The following is a 17,275-nucleotide window of genomic DNA, read 5'->3' on the forward strand; positions in this document are numbered from 1 at the left end:
GCCGATGACGACGGTCCGTCAGAACCCCGAGATCCGGCCTCCCGCGGCCCTCGCATCGGCGATCACGGAGGCCAGCCCGGTGCCCGCGATCCACGTGCCGGCCACGTCGAGGGAACCCATCGCTGCGACCGCCGATCGGGCGGCCTCGATGTGCTGTGACATTCCCCACGCCCGGGTCGGACGGGGCAGGGTCAGCGACACCCGGGCGTGCTCGATGAGGGCGTCGGCACCGATCGTGATGCCGAGCAGCCGGCCCGCGTCCGCGAGCGCGAGGGCGCCACGTTCGCCAGCATCCCCGGGCACGATCCCGGCGGCGTACGACAGCCGGATGACGGCGCGGTCGGGGCCGGCTGCCTCGGCCACCCAGTCCCACTTGGCACTGGCGTAGGTCAGTGCCTTCGCGCCGCGGCCGGGGACGCCGACGAGCACGCCGGCTCGGGTGTGCTCGGGCAGGGTGGTGTCGTCGAGGACGAGGGTCACCAGGTCCACGCTCGACGGCGCGGGCCAGTCCGCGCCCAGCCGCGCCAGGGCGTGGGTCGCCTCGGGCGCCGAACCGTCGACGAAGCCCCAGGTGTGCGGCGGGCAGGCGAGCAGCACCTTGCCGGCGCGGATGCGGGCCGAGCCCGCGTGCACGAGCCAGCCACCGCCGTCGGGCAAGAGGGAGGCGACCGGCGCACCCGGACGCAGGTCCGCGCCGGCCCGCGCGAGCTCGGCGACGAGTGCTTCGACGAGCCGGTGGATGCCGCCCCGCAGGCCCTGCACCGCGCTGCCCGCGGGAGCGGCGGCGCGGATCTCCGCGAGCGACGCGGCCAGCGACCCGGTCCGGGCGAGGCGGTCCAGCACGCCGGGGAGCAGGTCGGTCGCGACGAGCTCCTCGGGTTCGACCGAGTGCACACCACGGACCACCGGGCGCAGCAGCCGGTCGGTGACGGCCTCGCCCATCCGGGCGGTGACCAGGGCGGCCAGCGTCGGGCCGGCCGGGGCCGGCGCGGGACCGACACCTCGGAGGATGGCGCCCGGTCCGGCGGCGGGTCTGGCGCCGGTGACGTCGACCGGTAGGTCCAGATCCCGCCGGGCCCGGGCCAGGCCGTCCTCCCCGAGTACCTCGACCAGGCCGGGGGCGTCGAGGTCCGTCGGGATGCCGAGCACGCCGGTGGCGGGCATCGCGCGGGAGACACCGTCGTGGTGGACCCGCGCCGGGACCCGGCTCGGGCTCACTATCTCGGAGGCGAGTCCGAGGTCCGCCAGGAGGGCCGCGACGGTGCCGCCGCGGGTGGCGAAGCTCTCGGCGCCGGAGTCCAGGTCGACGCCGGCCACCGGGTTCGACCCGACCAGTCCCCCGAAGGAGTGGGCGGCCTCCAGGACCGTCACCGAGAGTCCGGCCCGGGCCGCCTCCCACGCGGCGACCAGCCCGGCGACGCCGCCGCCGATGACGACGACGTCCACCGTCGATGGCGGAGCCAGCGCCTCCGCGGAAGGGTCCGAGCCTCCCCCGCCGGAACCAGCAGTGCTCATCGGCCCGCGGCCGCGTGCACCGTCTCCACGATCCGGGTCAGGACGCCCGGGTCGGTCTCCGGCGGCACGCCGTGGCCGAGGTTCAGGACGTGCGCGGGCGCCGCGGTGCCGCGGGCGAGCACGTCGTGGACGTGCGCCTCGAGCACCGGCCACGGGGCCGCGAGCAGCGCGGGGTCCACGTTGCCCTGCAGGGGCACGCCGGGCACGACCGCGGCAGCCTGGTCCAGCGGGGTGCGGTAGTCGACGCCGACGACGTCGACCCCGACGTCGTGCATCGCCCCGAGCAGGTGGCCGGTGCCGACGCCGAAGTGCACCGTCGGCACTCGGCCGCCGTTCGCGGCCGCACCGGGCACCCGCAGTTCACGGACCGGCGCGAGCGCGGCCGCCGAGTGCGGCGCGACCAACGCGGTGTAGTCGGCCAGAGACAGTCCGCCGGCCCAGGAGTCGAACAGTTGGGCCGCGGACGCGCCGGCGCCGATCTGCGCGAGCAGGAACGCCCCGGTCAGGTCGGCGAGCCAGGACATCAGGTCCGCCCACACTTCGGGCTGTCCGTGCATCAGCGTCCGTGCGGCGAGCTGGTCCTTCGACGGGCCGCCCTCCACGAGGTAGGCGGCGAGCGTGAACGGTGCACCCGCGAACCCGATCAGGGGCGTGGTGCCGAGCTCGCCGGCCAACTGGCCCACCGCGGTGGTGACGGGCTCGAACAGACCCGCGGGGACGCCGTCGGGCGTGAGAGCGCGCAGCGCGGCGACGTCTGCCGCCGTCCGTACCGGATGCGCCAGCACCGGGCCCTTGCCGGGCACGATGTCCACGTCAACGCCGATCAGGCGCAGCGGGACGACGATGTCGCTGAAGAAGATCGCGGCGTCCACGCCGTGCCGACGGACCGGCTGCAAGGTGATCTCGGTGACCAGATCCGGGTCCAGGCAGGCCTCGAGCATCCGGGTGCCGGTGCGCAAGGCCCGGTACTCGGGCAGCGACCGGCCCGCCTGCCGCATGAACCACACCGGCGTGGTCGGGGGCCGCTCCCCGGAGTAGGCGCGGACGAGGGACGAGGAGGCCGTGGCACCCGTGAGCGGGTGGTCGGCGGGCAGGAGGGTCACACGCTTGATTCTGACATCTCGGGCGTGGGTGTCGTGACCATGGCGTCAGTCTGCGCGACGTGCCCCACGTCACGCATGTCAGGATGCCCACATGTCATCTCGCTCGGATGCCGTGGATCCTGCCCGCTTGGCCCAGTGGTGCAAGGAACATCTGGGCAGCCCACCAGTGGATGAGATCTTCAGATCCGGGCACCTGGCCGTAGTTGTCGGGCTGCGGCTGGCTGACGGCCGCGACGTCGTAGTCAAGATTCGTCCGGACTCGCCACGGATCGCGGCCTGCGTCGAAATCCAGCGCCGTGTGTTCCAGGCCGGTTATCCGTGCCCTCAGCCACTCACCGACGCCGCGCCGCTCGGCGGCGACATCGCAACCGCGGAGGCCTACGTCCCTGGCGGCGCCTCGCTCCCGAGCTCGGACCAGGCCCCCCGGGCCTTTGCTGAAGCGTTCGCGCGGCTGATTCGGCTCGCCCCCCGGCCGGCCGAGGTGTCCACGCTCGAACCGGCACCGTCATGGGCCGCGTGGGACCACGCCGAGGATGGACTGTGGCCGTCTCCGGAGGGCCCTGACGTCAACCTCAACAACCTCGACGAGGTGCCCGGCGCGGAGTGGATCGACGATGCCGGGCGCCGGGCCCGCGAACGGCTGCGAGCGAGCGGGTCCGAAGCAGTGATCGGCCACTGCGACTGGCTGGCCGGAAACCTGCGCTGGAGCGGCGACGCGCTGCTGGTGGTACACGACTGGGACAGCATGATCGCCGATAGCGAAGCCGTCCTGGTCGGCCTTGCTGCCGCGCTGTACTCGACCGTCGACGTGGACGAGCTCGCCACCGTGGCGGACACAGAGCGGTTCCTCGTCGCGTACTGCCAAGCGCGTGGCCGGGACTTCAGCGCCGACGAACTCGAACGGTCGTGGGCGGCTGGCGTCTGGACCAGGGCTGACGACGCCAAGTATCAGCACACGGTCGGGCAGCCCATCACCTCACTCAGCGAGAGCGAGGCCCGTGAGCGGCTCCGTCGCGCTGGGACCGACCGGGGGCCCTCCTGACCGCTCTCGAGGCACCGACGCCGGGGTTCCATCGGGCGATACCCTGACCCGCACGACCCATCGGGAGCCACCATGACAACGTCGCCGCAGGACCGGACCACCGACGGCCGGCCACTTCTCGCGCTCATTCCGGGCGCCGGGTCGGACCCCGGCTACTGGGAACCGCTCCAGACCGCGCTCGAGGCCGTCGGGCTCGATTCGGTGGCGGTCGACCTCCCCTGCGCCGACGACAGCGCCGACCTCGGCGCTTATGCGGACGCCGTCCTCGCCGTCACCGCGGAACATCCCGGGGACGTCGTGCTGGTGGCCCACTCGTTCGGCGGCTTCACCGCACCGCTCGCCGCCGAGCGGCTGGCCTCGGCGCGGATGGTCCTGCTCTCGGCGATGGTGCCGCGGCCCGGGGAGACACCCGGCGACTGGTGGGAGGCGACCGGGCAGGCCGCCGCGCGCCGCGACGCCGATCTTGCCGCGAACCGGGAACCCGACGACTCCCTCGAGTCGCTGTTCTACAACGGACTGACACCGGGGCAGATCGAGCAGGCGAGTTCGTGGGATCGACCACAATCGGCCACGCCGTTCGCCAGCCCCTGGCCGCTGCCGGCGTGGCCGGAACTGCCGACCAGCGTGCTCGCATTCGCCGACGACCGGCTCTTCCCACCCGCGTTCCAGCGGCGGATCGCCGCGGACCGGCTGGGCCTCGGGCTGGGCCTGGTCCCCGGTGGACACATGGGCATGGTCTCCCACCCCGCACCTCTGGCCGCCACCCTCGCGCACATCGTGGGCGAGGGTTCCGACACCGCGTCATAACGATCGGCGGGCCGCGGACGTACGATGGCGGGCGTGCTGGTGTGTGTGAGTGCGAACCATCGGACCGCGAGCTTCGCGGTCCTCGAGCGACTCTCCGCAGCACATCCGGACCCGACGACGCATCTCGCCGATGCGGGCGTGCGCGGCGCCGTCGTGGTCGCGACGTGCAACCGGCACGAGTCCTACCTCGACGTCGACGCCGAGTCCGAGGCGGACGTCGAAGCGGCCGTCGAGACCGCGCTCGGACGCCTCGCCGGTCCGGCCGGGCTGACCACGGATGACCTGCGGGCGAAGGCCCGCGTGATGACCTCCAGCCGGGTGGCTGCGCACCTGTTCGCGGTGGCCAGCGGCCTTGACTCCGTGGTGGTCGGCGAGGATGAGATCGCCGGCCAGGTGCGCCGCGCACTGAGCGACGCCCGCGACGCCGGCGCCACGACCGGTGCCTTGGAGCGGCTGTTCCAGATGGCCTCGACCACCTCCCGCGGCGTGAAGAACACGACCGGTATCAACGCGGCCGGCCGGTCCATGGTGCGCCTGGCGCTGGACCTCGCCGAGAGCCGGATCCCGGAGTGGGCCCGGGCCCGGGTGCTGATCATCGGAACAGGTGCGTACGCGCGGACCACCCTGGCGGCGCTGCGCGAACGCGGCGTCGGCACCGTGGACGTGTCCTCACCGTCCGGGCGCGAGCAGACGTTCGCCAGCCGTGAGGGTGTGCGGCCCGTCGGCGCGGCCGAATTGGCGGCCGCGCTCGGGCGCGCGGACCTGGTCATCACCTCAACGAACGTGCTGGCCCTGGACGCCGGACGACTCGTACCCGCCCGGAGCACGGAGGCAGGGCCACTGCTCGTCATCGACCTCGGTCTGCCCAGCAACGTCGCCAAGGACGTCACGGCCGTGCCCGGTGTGGACCTGTTGGACCTGGAGACGATCAGCAGGCACGCCCCCGTGGCGGAGCTGAACGCGAGTGCGCAGGCCCATGACCTGGTGGCTGCGGCGACCCGCGAGTTCGAGACCCGCACGGCCGCCGAGACCGCCGGGCCCGCGATCGTGGCCTACCGCGGCCACATCGAGGAACTGCTCGAGGCCGAGATCGCCCGCGCCCGCGAGCGCGGCGAGCACTCCGAGGACGTCGAGCGGGCGCTCCGACACTTCGCCGGCGTCCTCGTGCACTCCCCCACCGCCCGGGCCCGGGACCTGGCCGCACAGGGCCGGCTGCCGGAGCTCACGGACGCGCTCGGGACGCTGTACGGGCTGCACGTCCCGCCGCACGACGAGAACACCTTGGGCGTGACCTACCGCCGGATCGGCTGAACCCTCGCTGCCCGATCCACCCGAGCGGGCGTGCGGTTCCGTGCGGGGTGAATGATGTGACCGTGACCGGCCACAACAGGATCGAGCGGTATCCGACGCGACGGGCCGCGCATGCGGCGGGCCGGCAGACACATCGTCGAACGCGTCCTCCAGGGGGTGTCCGATCCCTACCTCGGCCACGTGCAGGTGGGTGGCCGGGACTACTACCTGCGGCAGTTCCACGACATGAAGGGGTCGATCGACCTCGACGAGCTCGACCCGGCCACGTTCCGCCAGTACGTCACCGCCTGCGCGGCCATCCTGGCCCGGGCCCACTCGCAGAGCCCGACGGCGAGCACGATCGTCGGCTACATCGGCAGTGGGGCCGCGCTCACCGATGCGATCACGGAGTGGGCGTACGCCTACGCGGACCAGTCCCGGCGTGACTTCGACGCGCTCCGCGCGGCCGCCGACGACGGGCGGGTCACGCTGGCGGACCAGCCGTAGCTGGGGTGAACTGATCGGATGAGCGAACCGGAGGGGCTGCGGGTCGCCGTCCTCGGCGACGTCGTGCACCGCCCCGCGCAGGCCTGGACGCCCACCGTGCACGCCCTGCTGCGCCACCTGACCGCGAGCGGGCTGGCCGACGTGGTCCCTGAGCCACTCGGGATCGAGGGTGACGTCGAGACCGTCCGCCTGGTGCCGGGCGATGCCGGGCCGGCGTGCTGGCCGTATCAGGCGACCGAACGAGGGCTGGCCTCCGCCGCCCGACTCCTGCGAGCGGTGCATGACGCGACCCGCGGGTGGCGTCCGCCCTCGGGGGCGCGGTGGGCGCACCCGCCCAGAGCGGCTGCGGCAGGCGGCACGTTCGTGATCTGCCACGGTGACCCGGGGCCGTGGAACATGACCTGGACCGCTGGCGTGGCGACCGGCCTCTTCGACTGGGATCACGCCTACCCCGGCCCGGCGCTCGACGACGTCGCGTATGCGCTCGAGTACTTCGCGCCGTTCCGGGACGACGCCGAGGCGGTGCGCTGGCACGGGTTCACGTCACCGCCTGACCGACGCCGGCGGATCGAGGTGTTCGCAGCCGAATACGGGCTCGACTCGCGTGCAGGCCTCGTGGACGCCGTCATCGCACGGCAGGAGGCGACGGCCGACCAGGTTCGAGCACTCGCGGACGCGGGCGTGCAACCCCAGGCCAGGTGGGTGCACGAGGGGTACCTCGACGTACTGGCCGCCCGGGTCGCCTGGTCCCGGGCCAACCGCGATCTGGTGGAGTAGTTCGACAGCGGCGCGCCGGCGTGTGGTAGGAATCACCCGTACAAACGAGATACCGGAGGGGCTTTGCCAGGAGACGAGGTTGCCGCACCTCGAGGCGCCACCCTGATCCTTTCCGTGCCGACCATGGTGGTGTGCGGCGTGATCCTTGCCGTGATGCCGGCCGTCACACGCAACACACCCGTTGGTTGTTACGCCTACGGGGACGACCCCCAGGTGCGCACGCAGCCCTTCCCGCCACGCCTCTGGTGTCGCGGTGACTCCGCCGACAGTTGGAACCTCGTCGCCGACTACTCGCTGGAGTTCTACGGAGTTTCAGCCCTGGCAATTACCGCTCTCGTCGCCACGATCTCCGTCATATGGCGCCTCGCCGGCCCAACGACCCCGGAAACAGACGCCTAGCACCTGACGTGCCCCACCTCAGGCGTCCGCCACGGGCAGCTCCGGATCTAGCCCGGTGTGATGCGCCGCGAACGCGAGCTGGTCGGCGAACTCCGCCGCCTGGGCGTCCTTGGGCTTGCCCATTCCGTGCCCGGCACGGGTGTCCACGCGCAGCAGTACCGGCCCGGACCCTGCGGTCTCGCCGGACAGGGCGTGCTGCAGCTCCGCCCCGAACTTCAGGGAGTGCGCCGGGACCACGCGGTCGTCGTGGTCGCCGGTGCAGATGAGCGTTGGCGGGTAGTCGACGTCGTCGCGCACCCGGTGCAGCGGTGAGTAGGCGTACAGCGCGGGGAACTCCGCCGCGTCATCCGGGTCGCCGTAGTCACTGCACCACGCCCAGCCGACGGTGAACCGGTGGAAGCGCAGCATGTCGAGCACGCCCACGGTCGGCAGTGCCGCCGCCCACAGCTCGGGCCGCTGGGTCATCGCGGCGCCGACGAGCAGCCCTCCATTCGATCGCCCGTGGACCGCGACCGCGGATGCCGTGCCGGACGAGCGGAGCCACTCCGCGCAGGCGTACAGGTCGTCGAACACGTTCTGCTTGCGGTCCTTCGTGCCCGCGTCGTGCCACTGCTCGCCGTACTCCCCGCCGCCCCGCAGTGTCGCGACCGCGAGCGTGCCACCGGCCGCGACCCAAGCGACGAAGATCGCCCGGAACTCCGGGTTCACCTCGATCCGGAACCCGCCGTAGCCGTACAGGAGCGTGGGCCGGGGCGCACCGGTCGCCAGGTCCGCGCGCTGGACGAGGAACATCGGCACCTCGGTGCCGTCCGCGGACGTCGCCCGGGGCCGGGTCACGGACACCTCGCCGACCTCGAACGCGCCGCGCGGCGCGGCCAGCACCTTGTGCTTCGGCGCGGGTGCGGTGACCACCCGGTGGTTCGTCCCGGCGTCGGTGAACGAGACGGTGCGGACATGGACGACGGCGGAGCCCTCCTCCACGTCGAGGCCGGCCACGGTCACGGCGTCGCCGAGGTCGACGGCGCGGCGCGCCTCGGTGACGCCGACCGGAACGCCATCGTCGTCCGCCTGCTCGAAACCGGCGAGCACCACGCGGTGCGTGGCGTCGCGGGAGTAGACGAGCACGAGGCCGTCCGCCGTGAGCGCTGACTCCGGACGGAGCACGCCGTCCGCGGACTCGGCCACGAGCTCGCGGAACTCGGGCACAGAACCCGCACCCACGCCGTCGGGATCGATCGTGACGATCCGACGGCGCGGTGCTCCGTCATCGGTGTGCAGGACGAGCCGGCTGCCACGGGCGCCGAGGACCGCCCACCGGGCGCGCGCATCCGAGGTCAGTGCGACCTCGTCGGTGTCGACGTCGACACCACGCGGCCCCGGCACGAGCCGCCGTACCGCGAGGTCGCTCGGCCCGGAGGAGCCCGCCGCGTACCTGATCACGAGCCAGTCCCCCGCGACGTCCGGGTACGCGAACAACTTCGGCGCTTCCGGCCGGTGCCACACCGTCACGTCGTCCGCCGGCGCGTCACCGAGCCGGTGCAGCCGCAGGTACCCCGCCTCGGTGACGTCGGCGAAGGTCGCGCCGGTCGGGGCGTCGTGCACCCAGTACAGGAAGCCGCTCGAGTCGGGCAACCAGGTGGGCTCGACCCATTTCGTCCAGGCGATCTGGTCGGGCCGGAGGGCTCCCGTCGCGACGTCGAGCACGCGGATCGTGCGCCAGTCCGAGCCCGCCTCGGCGACGGCATAGGCGAGCAGCTCCCCGTCCGGGCTCACCGACCAGCTGGTCACCGCCGTCGTCCCAGCGCTGTCGAGCCCGTTCGGGTCGAGCAGTATGCGGTCCTCGAGCGAGGGCACGCCGCCGTCGTCGGCGACGACGAGCCAGTCCTGGTTCGCGGTCCCGTCATTCACCCACGCGAGCGTGCGACCGTGCCGCTCGTGCGGGAGCCCCACGCTCGGCGCGTGCAGGATCCGCGAGACGAGGTCGGCGAACGCGGCGCGCTCGGGCAGCGCCGCCAGGATCGGTTCGCTGAGCGTGTTCTGCGCGGCGACGAACGCCTGCGTCTCGTCCGAGTCAGGGTTCTCGAGCCAGCGGTACGGGTCGGCGACGCTCAGCCCGTGCAGGACGTCGACGACGTCGGACCGGTGGGCGGACGGGTAGTTCAGGGGTGCAGGGCTCGAGTCGAGAGGCATGGGTCCCAGTCAACCGCACTCGCCCACGCCAACGACGACCGGCTCGTCACCATCCAGCCGCTCGCGACGGGTCTGGTCGCGTCACCATCCAACGAGACGGACCCCACGTGGGTGGGCGACCTCGTCCTGAGCCGGCGCGCCTTCGGCACGTTCGCGGCGTGGCAGGCTGGGCGCATGAGTTCCTACCCCACCCTGGCCCGGTTCGACTTCCCGGTGGCGCTGGCGGTCTCGTCCGCGAGCGAAGTGCTCTCCTTCGACGGCGACGTCGAGGAGGTCCACCCGTGGAAGTCGGTGACGAAGCCGCTGGCGGCGCTCGCGGCGCTGGTGGCGGTGGATCAGGGGCGGGTCGGCCTCGACGACCCCGCCGGCCCGGAGGGGTCGACCGTGCGGCACCTGCTCGCGCACACCTCCGGGCTGCCGTTCGAGGCGGGAGCGGCGCTGCAGCGCCCGGGGCTGCGCCGGGTGTACTCGAACCAGGGTTTCGAGGTCCTGGGCGAGCACGTCGCGGCGGCGGTGGGCGTGCCGTTCCCCGAGTGGACCCGTACCGCGGTGCTCGAGCCGCTGGAGCTGACCAGCGTGACCTTCGACGGCAGCCCCGCGCACGCGGCGAGCGGCTCGACCCACGACGTGCTCGCCCTCGGCCTCGAGATGCTCACGCCGACGCTGATCTCCGCGGACCTCGGCGAGACGGCCCGCAGCGTCGCATTCCCGGGACTCTCCGGGGTGCTGCCCGGGTTCGGGCGGCAGGACCACAACGACTGGGGCCTCGGCTACGAGATCCGCGACCACAAGTCCCCGCACTGGACCGGTGCCTCGAACTCCCCCGCCACGTTCGGGCACTTCGGCCAGTCCGGCAGCTTCGTCTGGGTGGACCCGGACGCGGGCCTCGTCGCCGCGTTCCTGGGCGCCCGCACGTTCCAGTCCGAGGTGCACGGCGAGCTGTGGCCGCTGCTGAACGAGGAGATCCTCACCGCGCACCGGGCCTGACCGCGGCGTTGGCGCGGTCGTCGCTCGGCGTCAGCCGGCCCGGATCTCCTCGACCACGTCGGCGGCGCTCGTGCCATCGGGCAGCGCGATCCGCACGTTTCCGGCCGCCTCCTCGAGAGGTTCGGGCACGGCGGCGGCGGACACCAGCGTCTCGCCGACCCTGATCACGAGGCGGGCCGTCTCCCCGGCCCCGGCGGCCTGCGCGGACAACTCCTGGAGGACCGCCGCGCCGTCCGGATCGAACGTCAGGTCGACCGCGTCGCCTTCCCCAGCGTCCGGCACGGCGGTGGCTTCCGCGACGCCGGCACGCGAGAACTCCGCGGCGCTGACCTCGACGTGCTCGCCGTTGACCGGAACACAGTCCGCGCCGGAGCCGGCAGTGCAGGCCTGCGCCACCGCCAACTCGACCGCTCCCCCGGTGGGCGTGGGAGTCGGCCCGTCCCCGGTGCCGCCTGCGGAGCACGCGCTCACCACGAGCACGAGAAGTCCGACGTACCAGGACCGGCGCATGCGGTCCGCCATGGACGACCTCCTCGTCGAACGCCGGGCCGGCATCTTCGCAGGTTCAGAGTCAGGCTACTCAACCCGTCAACGCCTGCGCGCCGGGTCCGGTCAGTTCCCCCGGGCGGTCGGCACCCGCGCTCAGCCGGCGAGCAGTTCCGCGTCCGCGCGCTGCACCGCGGCGCCACGGTAACGCAGGACGAATGCCCGCACCAGGTGGTGGGCGGCGCTCACGTCCGCCCGCGCGACCCGGTCAAGCACGGCGGCCATCTCGGCGGCGTCGAAGTAACCGGAGTCGCGGTAGACCTCGATCCGGGTGGTCACCGAGGCCAGGTCCATCTCGGGGTGGAACTGGGAGACGTAGCCGTGCCGGCCGAGCCGGTACATCTGCACCGGGCACGTCGGGGACGTCGCGAGCACGGTGGCACCCGGCGGCAGCACCGTGACGGCCTCCTTGTGCCCGACATAGGCCTGGAACTGCGCCGGCAGGCCTGCGAGCAACGGGTCCGCGGCGCCGTCGGGGGTCAGCCGGATCTCGGCGGCGGAGGTCGCCTCGCCGTAGGTGGCGTCCACCACGCCGCCGGTGCGGGCGCCGACGATTCCGACGCCGTAGCAGAGGGCGAGCATCGGCAGGTCGAGTCGGAGCACCTCGTCGACGATGACGCCGAGGTCGGCCTCCACCCGGCGCTGCACGGGCGACTTGCGCCGGTCGGAGACGGTGAACGGGCTGCCGCCGATGATCACCCCCGCGTAGTCGGCCGGGTCGAGGTCGACGACGGACCCGGCCTCCAGACGCACCCGCACCAGTTCGTCGGGACGCAGCCCACCGTGGCGCAGCAGGCTGCGGTACTCCTCATCGGCCGCCGCCTGCTCCGCACGGGAGGCGAGCAGGAGGAAGGGGCGCATGCCGCAAGTCTTCCCGACGGCGCCCGGTCGCCCTGGCGGGGCCGGGTTCCGTCTCAGTCCGTGGTCACCCCGCTCCCGGCCGGCCGGCGGGGAGCTGCTACACCAGCCCCATCGCCGTCCGAGCTGCGGCGAGCATGGGGGCAGTGGCTCGACGACAGACCTCCGCACCTGACGCGAACACCGATGACACCTCGCCGGGATCGAGGTCGGCATACCGATTCCGGATCGGCTCGAGCTCGGCCACGACCGCGTCGGTCACCGCAGCCTTCAAGCCGCCGTAGGTCGTGATGCCCTCCGCCGAGCCGCCACAGGCCACGAGGATGTCGAGGAGGTTCGTCACTCCGGGCTTGGCCGCACGATCGGGCCGTACCGAGCCCACGCCGACGTCCGAGTCCGTCACGGCGCGACCGACCTTCCGGCGCACCACGTCGGGCGGGTCGAGCAGGTGGATGATCCCACCGCCGTCATCGTCGGACTTGCCCATCTTCGAGCCCGGGTCTTGCAGGTTCATCACGCGCGCCCCGGCCGGCGCGGTGACGATCTCTGGGACCGTGAACACCTCGCCGTAGGTGCGGTTGAATCGCAGCGCGAGGTCCCTGGTGAGTTCGACATGTTGGCGCTGGTCGTCGCCGACCGGCACGGTGGTGGGCCGGTAGAGCAGGATGTCCGCAGCCATCAGCGCCGGGTAGGTGAACAGTGAGACCCGCGTCGAGGGCCGGTTGCGACCCTTCTCCTTGAACTGGATCATCCGGTTCAGCTCGCCGATGTGCGCCGTGCACTCCAACAGGTAGGACAGTTCGGCGTGCGCGGGCACGTGGCTCTGGATGAACAGCGTGCTCCGGTCGAGCCCGATTGCCAGCAGCAGTCGCGCCATCTCGGTGGTCAGGGCCCGCAACCGGGCGGGGTCATGGTCGACCGTCAGGGCATGGAGGTCGGCGACGCCGTAGTAGCAGATGCTCCCCGCCGGCGAGCGCTGCGCGGCGGCCATCGGGCGCAGTGCGCCGAGCAGGTTCCCCAGGGTGAGGTGACCGGTGGGCTTGAGCATGGACAGATTGATCATCGGGACTCCTTCGATGCGAGCCCACGGGTGCTGCCGATCAGTCGGTGAAACGCAGACGGCCGCCCGTGGGCGGCCGTTTCGTTGAATGCTTCGAACGTGGTCCGCCGGTCAGGCGGGCCACCACTGCATGGAGCGGTACGTCGTCAGCATGCGGGTCATCATGCCAGGCGCGGGGCACCGGTGTCCTCGGGTCGCGGGGAGCTCCGCACGGAGCCGGCATAGCTCACCACGAGGGCCGCCGCGAGGACCCAGACCTGCCCGACGGCCGCGAGCTGATCCCCGGCGACGACGATCACGGCCCCGGCCACGATCGTCGGCACGGCCAGCAGCAGAGCGGTCTGCCTGCCGCGTGGGTCGTCACGGCGGATCCCGAGCACCAGGTGCACCGCGGCGCCGACCAGCCCGTGGAGGCCGAACGCTACGAGCAGCAGCCACCGCATATCCGCCGTCAGCGACTCGCCGGGTTCGGCGAGGACGCCGCCGAGGACCGCGACCAGGGTGGCCAGCGCGCCGGTCGTGACCAGGTGCAGTGGCCACGCCGCACGCGGGGACACGGCGCCCGTGCCGAGCAGGGCGACACCGGCGTAGCCGCCACGGACGGCGAGGGCCCACAGGGTGACCAGCAGCACGAACGTGCCCGCTCCGGCCAGTGCGAGCCGGGCGTCCCAGGTGGCCTCGCCGGCAGCCGCGACGGCCTGGATCATGCCTTCGCCGAGCACGATGATGACGAACAGCCCGAGCCGCTCACCCAGGTGCGCCTCGTCCCCGGTGAGGGTGCTGACCGTGTCCGGCAGTTCCCGACCGCCGCGGCGCGAGTCCCGCCCGCGGGCCGATCCGACGAGGTCATCGGCACCGTCCGCGGGGCCTCGACCCGCTCGGCCCGGCCGGACGGCCCGGGCCGCGCCGCGGCGCGCGGCACGTCCGCGACGCTCGCCCCCGTCGATCCGGTCCCGCAGACCGTCCAGGTGTTCCTGGGCGTTCCGGGCGAGTCTCGGCCCGGAGATCAGCAACAGCACGCCCACGTCGATCGCGAGGCCGATCGCCCACAGGACGTAGACGACCGATCCGTCGAACCACCAGGACACCATCCAGGGCACCACGCCCCCGAGCGCCTGGACGACGGGCAGATCCAGCACCACGGTCCCTCGCTGGAACGGCCGCGATGCGAGGATCCGGCCGATCACGTACGCGATCGAGAACGCGGTCGCGTGCTCGCCGTTGATCTCCGGCACCGCCGCCATCATCACGGCCAGGGCGGCCATGCCGAGCAGCATCGGCCGGGCCCGCGTCCCCTCACCGGCGATGTTGCTGTACGTGGTGAAGCACGCCCACACCAGCCAGAACGCGACGAACGCGATCACGTACAGCGCCAGACCCTCCGGCCCATGGTCGGCGTGCAGCAGGTGCGTCAGGGCGCCGATGCCCGCGACCACGACGAGGTCGAAGAACAGTTCCAGCCAGGACGCGTGCCGGTCGGCCCCGGTGTGCTCCGCGGTTGTCACGGGGACCGAACCTACTCCTGTGCTCAGGAGTGCTCACAGGCGCGCGCCCCCGGTGGCGGCGCGCACCCGGGTGGATCCGAGAGACACTGGAGACGATGACACTCTCCCCGCCTGCCGACCCGACCGACGACGACGCCCTGGTCGAGTCCTTCACCGACTGGGCGAGTTCACGCGGCCTCACGCTGTACGAGCACCAGGAGGAGGCGCTGCTGGAGATCGTCACCGGCGCCCACGTGATCCTGTCCACACCCACCGGGTCCGGCAAGTCCCTGGTCGCGGTCGCGGCGCACTACGTGGCGATGTCACGTGGGCAGCGCAGCTACTACACCGCACCGCTGAAGGCGCTCGTGAGCGAGAAGTTCTTCGACCTCGTGGAGGTCTTCGGGGCGGACGCCGTCGGCATGATGACCGGCGACTCGGCCATCAACACCGACGCCCCGATCATCTGCTGCACCGCCGAGGTGCTCGCGAACCAGGCCCTGCGGGACGGCGCGGACACCGACGCCGCGCAGGTGGTCATGGACGAGTTCCACTTCTACGCCGACCCCCAGCGCGGCTGGGCCTGGCAGGTGCCGCTGCTGGAACTCCCGCGCACCCAGTTCGTGCTGATGAGCGCGACCCTGGGCGACGTGTCCTTCTTCGCCGAGGACCTCGTCCGGCGCACGAAGAAGCCCGTCGCCGTGATCGCGAACACCGAACGCCCGGTGCCGCTGACGTTCACCTACTCCACCGAACAACTCCACGAGCTCGTCCTGGAGCTGCTCGGCACCCACCGCGCCCCGGTGTACGTGGTGCACTTCACCCAGGCCGCCGCCGTCGAGCAGGCGCAGTCGCTGACGTCCATCCAGGTCGCGAGCAAGGAGCGCAAGGCGCAGATCGCGGACGCCATCGGCGACTTCAGTTTCGCCCGCGGGTTCGGGGCCACCCTGTCCCGGCTGCTGCGGCACGGCATCGGCGTGCATCACGCGGGCATGCTGCCGCGGTACCGGCGGCTCGTGGAGCGCCTTGCCCAGGCCGGGCTGCTCGGCGTCATCTGCGGCACCGACACTCTCGGCGTGGGCATCAATGTGCCGATCCGCACGGTGGTGCTCACCGGCCTGACGAAGTACGACGGCGTCCGCTCGCGTCATCTGTCGGCTCGCGAACTGCATCAGATCGCCGGGCGGGCCGGCCGCGCCGGCTACGACACCGTGGGCGAGGTGATCGTGCAGGCGCCCGAGCACGTCATCGAGAACGCGAAGGCGCTCGCGAAGGCCGGCGACGACGAACGTAAGCGCCGCAAGATCGTGCGCAAGAAGGCCCCCACCGGGGTGGTGAACTGGACGGACAAGACGTTCGAGCGCCTGCGCGACGCCGAGCCGGAGAAGCTCACGTCCCAGTTCCAGGTCTCGCACGCGATGGTGCTGGGAGTGCTGGGCCGCGACGACGACGCGATCGCCACCCTGGCCCGGCTGCTCACCGACAACCACGACGAGCCCACGGACCGGAACCTGCACGTTCGCCGCGCGATCGGCATCTACCGGTCCCTGCGCGCCGCCGGCCTGGTGGAGAAGCTGCCTGAGCCGGACGCGTTCGGGCGCCGGATCCGGCTTACCCGGGACGTGCCGGCGGACTTCGCCCTGAACGCCCCGCTGTCCCCGTTCGCCCTGGCCGCCCTGGAACTGCTCGACCCGGAGGACCCGGACTACGCCGTCGACGTGGTCTCGGTGATCGAGGCCACCCTGGAGAACCCCCGCCCGTTGCTGATCGCCCAGGAGAAGGCCGCCCGCGGCGAGGCGATCGGTGCCATGAAGGCGGACGGCCTCGACTACGAGGAGCGGATGGCAGCGCTCGAGGAGATCACCCACCCGAAGCCGCTGGCCGAGCTGCTGACCGCGGCCCTGGCCGAGTACCGGACCGCGAACCCGTGGGTGGACGACTACGAGCTCAAACCCAAGTCCGTGGTGCGGGACATGGTGGAGAACGCGATGACGTTCTCGGAGGTGATCTCCCGGTACGGCCTGGCCCGCAGCGAGGGCGTCGTGCTGCGGTACCTGACCGACGCCTACAAGGCGCTGCGCCAGATGGTGCCGGCGGCCGCCCGCACGGAGGAGCTCACCGAGATCATCGAGTGGCTCGGCGACGCCGTGCGACAGGTGGACTCCTCCCTGCTCGCCGAGTGGGAGGCCCTGCAGAGCGGCCTGCAGAACGCAGCCGTCGCGCTCAGCGAGCCGCCGCCGTCGGGCACCGATGCGGACGAGGCCCGCTTCGGCGGCGACGACGCCGACCGGCCGATCACCGCGAACGAGCGGTCGTTCCGCATCCTGGTGCGCAATGCGATGTTCCGCCGTGTGGAGCTGGCCGCCCGGGAGGACTACGACCGGCTCGCCCAGCTCGACGCCGGCCTGCCCGAGGACCAGCGTTGGAGCGCCGACGACTGGGCCGACGCGATGGACGAGTACTGGGCCGAGTACGGCGAGCTCGGCATCGGTGCGGCGGCCCGCTCGGCGTCGATGACCAGCATCTCCCCCGGGGCCGAGCACTGGGAGGTCACCCAGGTCCTCGACGACCCCGAGGGCGACCGGGACTGGCGGTTCCGGGCGAGCGTGGACCTGGCCGCGAGCGCCGAGCTGGGCCGGGCGGTCCTGCGGATGGTGGACGTCGGGATGGTCAGTTCTGCCCCGTGAGGCGGCGGGCCCGGCCAGGAGCC

General features: G+C 72.5%; 14 protein-coding genes. 7 read left to right on the forward strand and 7 right to left on the reverse strand.

Annotated features, from left to right (window positions below; translation table 11 throughout):
* Positions 1–18 precede the first annotated feature (18 nt).
* Both KCQ71_RS06365 and hemE read right to left on the reverse strand, forming a co-directional pair.
* A complete protein-coding gene (locus KCQ71_RS06365; RefSeq protein ID WP_223404003.1) occupies positions 19–1,515 on the reverse strand; it encodes a protoporphyrinogen/coproporphyrinogen oxidase in 1,497 nt (498 codons plus the stop codon).
* On the reverse strand, positions 1,512–2,618 hold the full coding sequence (gene hemE, locus KCQ71_RS06370; RefSeq protein WP_223404005.1) for a uroporphyrinogen decarboxylase: 1,107 nt from the start codon (positions 2,616–2,618) through the stop codon (positions 1,512–1,514). Before hemE ends, KCQ71_RS06365 begins: the two co-directional genes overlap by 4 nt.
* Positions 2,619–2,709: 91 nt before the next feature.
* On the opposite strand from hemE, the gene KCQ71_RS06375 reads away from it, so the two are divergent.
* From KCQ71_RS06375 to KCQ71_RS06395, 5 genes are all read left to right on the forward strand, one after another.
* Positions 2,710–3,660: a phosphotransferase gene (locus KCQ71_RS06375; protein WP_223404007.1), complete on the forward strand. Its 951-nt coding sequence runs from the start codon at positions 2,710–2,712 to the stop codon at positions 3,658–3,660.
* A gap of 72 nt (positions 3,661–3,732) precedes the next feature.
* Entirely contained in the window at positions 3,733–4,467 is a 735-nt protein-coding gene (locus KCQ71_RS06380) for an alpha/beta fold hydrolase (protein WP_223404009.1), read from the forward strand.
* Positions 4,468–4,512: 45 nt separating this feature from the next.
* Positions 4,513–5,778, forward strand: a complete 1,266-nt coding sequence (locus tag KCQ71_RS06385) for a glutamyl-tRNA reductase (RefSeq protein WP_308116614.1) — start codon at positions 4,513–4,515, stop codon at positions 5,776–5,778.
* 111 nt (positions 5,779–5,889) lie between these two features.
* Positions 5,890–6,264 carry a DUF2252 family protein gene (locus KCQ71_RS06390; protein WP_223404013.1) on the forward strand — a complete coding sequence of 125 codons (375 nt, stop codon included), beginning with the start codon at positions 5,890–5,892 and terminating at the stop codon, positions 6,262–6,264.
* Between the two features lie 18 nt (positions 6,265–6,282).
* Entirely contained in the window at positions 6,283–7,041 is a 759-nt protein-coding gene (locus KCQ71_RS06395) for a phosphotransferase (RefSeq protein WP_223404015.1), read from the forward strand.
* Positions 7,042–7,458: 417 nt separating this feature from the next.
* Here KCQ71_RS06395 and KCQ71_RS06400 read toward each other — a convergent pair whose 3' ends face one another.
* Positions 7,459–9,630, reverse strand: coding sequence for a prolyl oligopeptidase family serine peptidase (locus tag KCQ71_RS06400; RefSeq protein ID WP_223404017.1), 2,172 nt, complete (start codon positions 9,628–9,630; stop codon positions 7,459–7,461).
* A 174-nt stretch (positions 9,631–9,804) separates the two neighbouring features.
* On the opposite strand from KCQ71_RS06400, the gene KCQ71_RS06405 reads away from it, so the two are divergent.
* Positions 9,805–10,617 (forward strand): serine hydrolase domain-containing protein, encoded by an 813-nt coding sequence (locus KCQ71_RS06405; protein ID WP_223404019.1) that lies wholly within the window; start codon positions 9,805–9,807, stop codon positions 10,615–10,617.
* 30 nt (positions 10,618–10,647) lie between these two features.
* Here the strand turns inward: KCQ71_RS06405 and KCQ71_RS06410 are convergent, their stop codons facing one another.
* The 4 genes from KCQ71_RS06410 to KCQ71_RS06425 all read right to left on the reverse strand — a co-directional run bounded on the left by KCQ71_RS06410 (position 10,648) and on the right by KCQ71_RS06425 (position 14,586).
* A complete protein-coding gene (locus KCQ71_RS06410; RefSeq protein ID WP_223404021.1) occupies positions 10,648–11,139 on the reverse strand; it encodes a hypothetical protein in 492 nt (163 codons plus the stop codon).
* A 120-nt stretch (positions 11,140–11,259) separates the two neighbouring features.
* Positions 11,260–12,024: a glutamine amidotransferase gene (locus KCQ71_RS06415; protein WP_223404023.1), complete on the reverse strand. Its 765-nt coding sequence runs from the start codon at positions 12,022–12,024 to the stop codon at positions 11,260–11,262.
* Between the two features lie 97 nt (positions 12,025–12,121).
* Positions 12,122–13,084 carry a tryptophan--tRNA ligase gene (trpS, locus tag KCQ71_RS06420; RefSeq protein ID WP_223404025.1) on the reverse strand — a complete coding sequence of 321 codons (963 nt, stop codon included), beginning with the start codon at positions 13,082–13,084 and terminating at the stop codon, positions 12,122–12,124.
* Positions 13,085–13,242: 158 nt separating this feature from the next.
* Entirely contained in the window at positions 13,243–14,586 is a 1,344-nt protein-coding gene (locus tag KCQ71_RS06425) for a low temperature requirement protein A (protein ID WP_223404027.1), read from the reverse strand.
* A gap of 95 nt (positions 14,587–14,681) precedes the next feature.
* On the opposite strand from KCQ71_RS06425, the gene KCQ71_RS06430 reads away from it, so the two are divergent.
* Positions 14,682–17,252 (forward strand): DEAD/DEAH box helicase, encoded by a 2,571-nt coding sequence (locus KCQ71_RS06430; protein ID WP_223404029.1) that lies wholly within the window; start codon positions 14,682–14,684, stop codon positions 17,250–17,252.
* The last annotated feature ends 23 nt before the right edge of the window (positions 17,253–17,275 follow it).

Source organism: Occultella gossypii, from assembly GCF_019947135.1.
Lineage (GTDB): Bacteria > Actinomycetota > Actinomycetes > Actinomycetales > Beutenbergiaceae > Occultella > Occultella gossypii.

Coding starts and splice junctions, on each gene's coding strand:
- KCQ71_RS06430 (WP_223404029.1), top strand. CDS start 14,682: ATGACACTCTCCCCGCCTGCCGACCCGACCGACGACGACGCCCTGGTC.
- KCQ71_RS06410 (WP_223404021.1), bottom strand. CDS start 11,139: ATGGCGGACCGCATGCGCCGGTCCTGGTACGTCGGACTTCTCGTGCTC.
- KCQ71_RS06415 (WP_223404023.1), bottom strand. CDS start 12,024: ATGCGCCCCTTCCTCCTGCTCGCCTCCCGTGCGGAGCAGGCGGCGGCC.
- KCQ71_RS06405 (WP_223404019.1), top strand. CDS start 9,805: ATGAGTTCCTACCCCACCCTGGCCCGGTTCGACTTCCCGGTGGCGCTG.
- trpS (WP_223404025.1), bottom strand. CDS start 13,084: ATGATCAATCTGTCCATGCTCAAGCCCACCGGTCACCTCACCCTGGGG.
- KCQ71_RS06400 (WP_223404017.1), bottom strand. CDS start 9,630: ATGCCTCTCGACTCGAGCCCTGCACCCCTGAACTACCCGTCCGCCCAC.
- KCQ71_RS06365 (WP_223404003.1), bottom strand. CDS start 1,515: ATGAGCACTGCTGGTTCCGGCGGGGGAGGCTCGGACCCTTCCGCGGAG.
- KCQ71_RS06395 (WP_223404015.1), top strand. CDS start 6,283: ATGAGCGAACCGGAGGGGCTGCGGGTCGCCGTCCTCGGCGACGTCGTG.
- KCQ71_RS06390 (WP_223404013.1), top strand. CDS start 5,890: ATGCGGCGGGCCGGCAGACACATCGTCGAACGCGTCCTCCAGGGGGTG.
- KCQ71_RS06375 (WP_223404007.1), top strand. CDS start 2,710: ATGTCATCTCGCTCGGATGCCGTGGATCCTGCCCGCTTGGCCCAGTGG.
- KCQ71_RS06380 (WP_223404009.1), top strand. CDS start 3,733: ATGACAACGTCGCCGCAGGACCGGACCACCGACGGCCGGCCACTTCTC.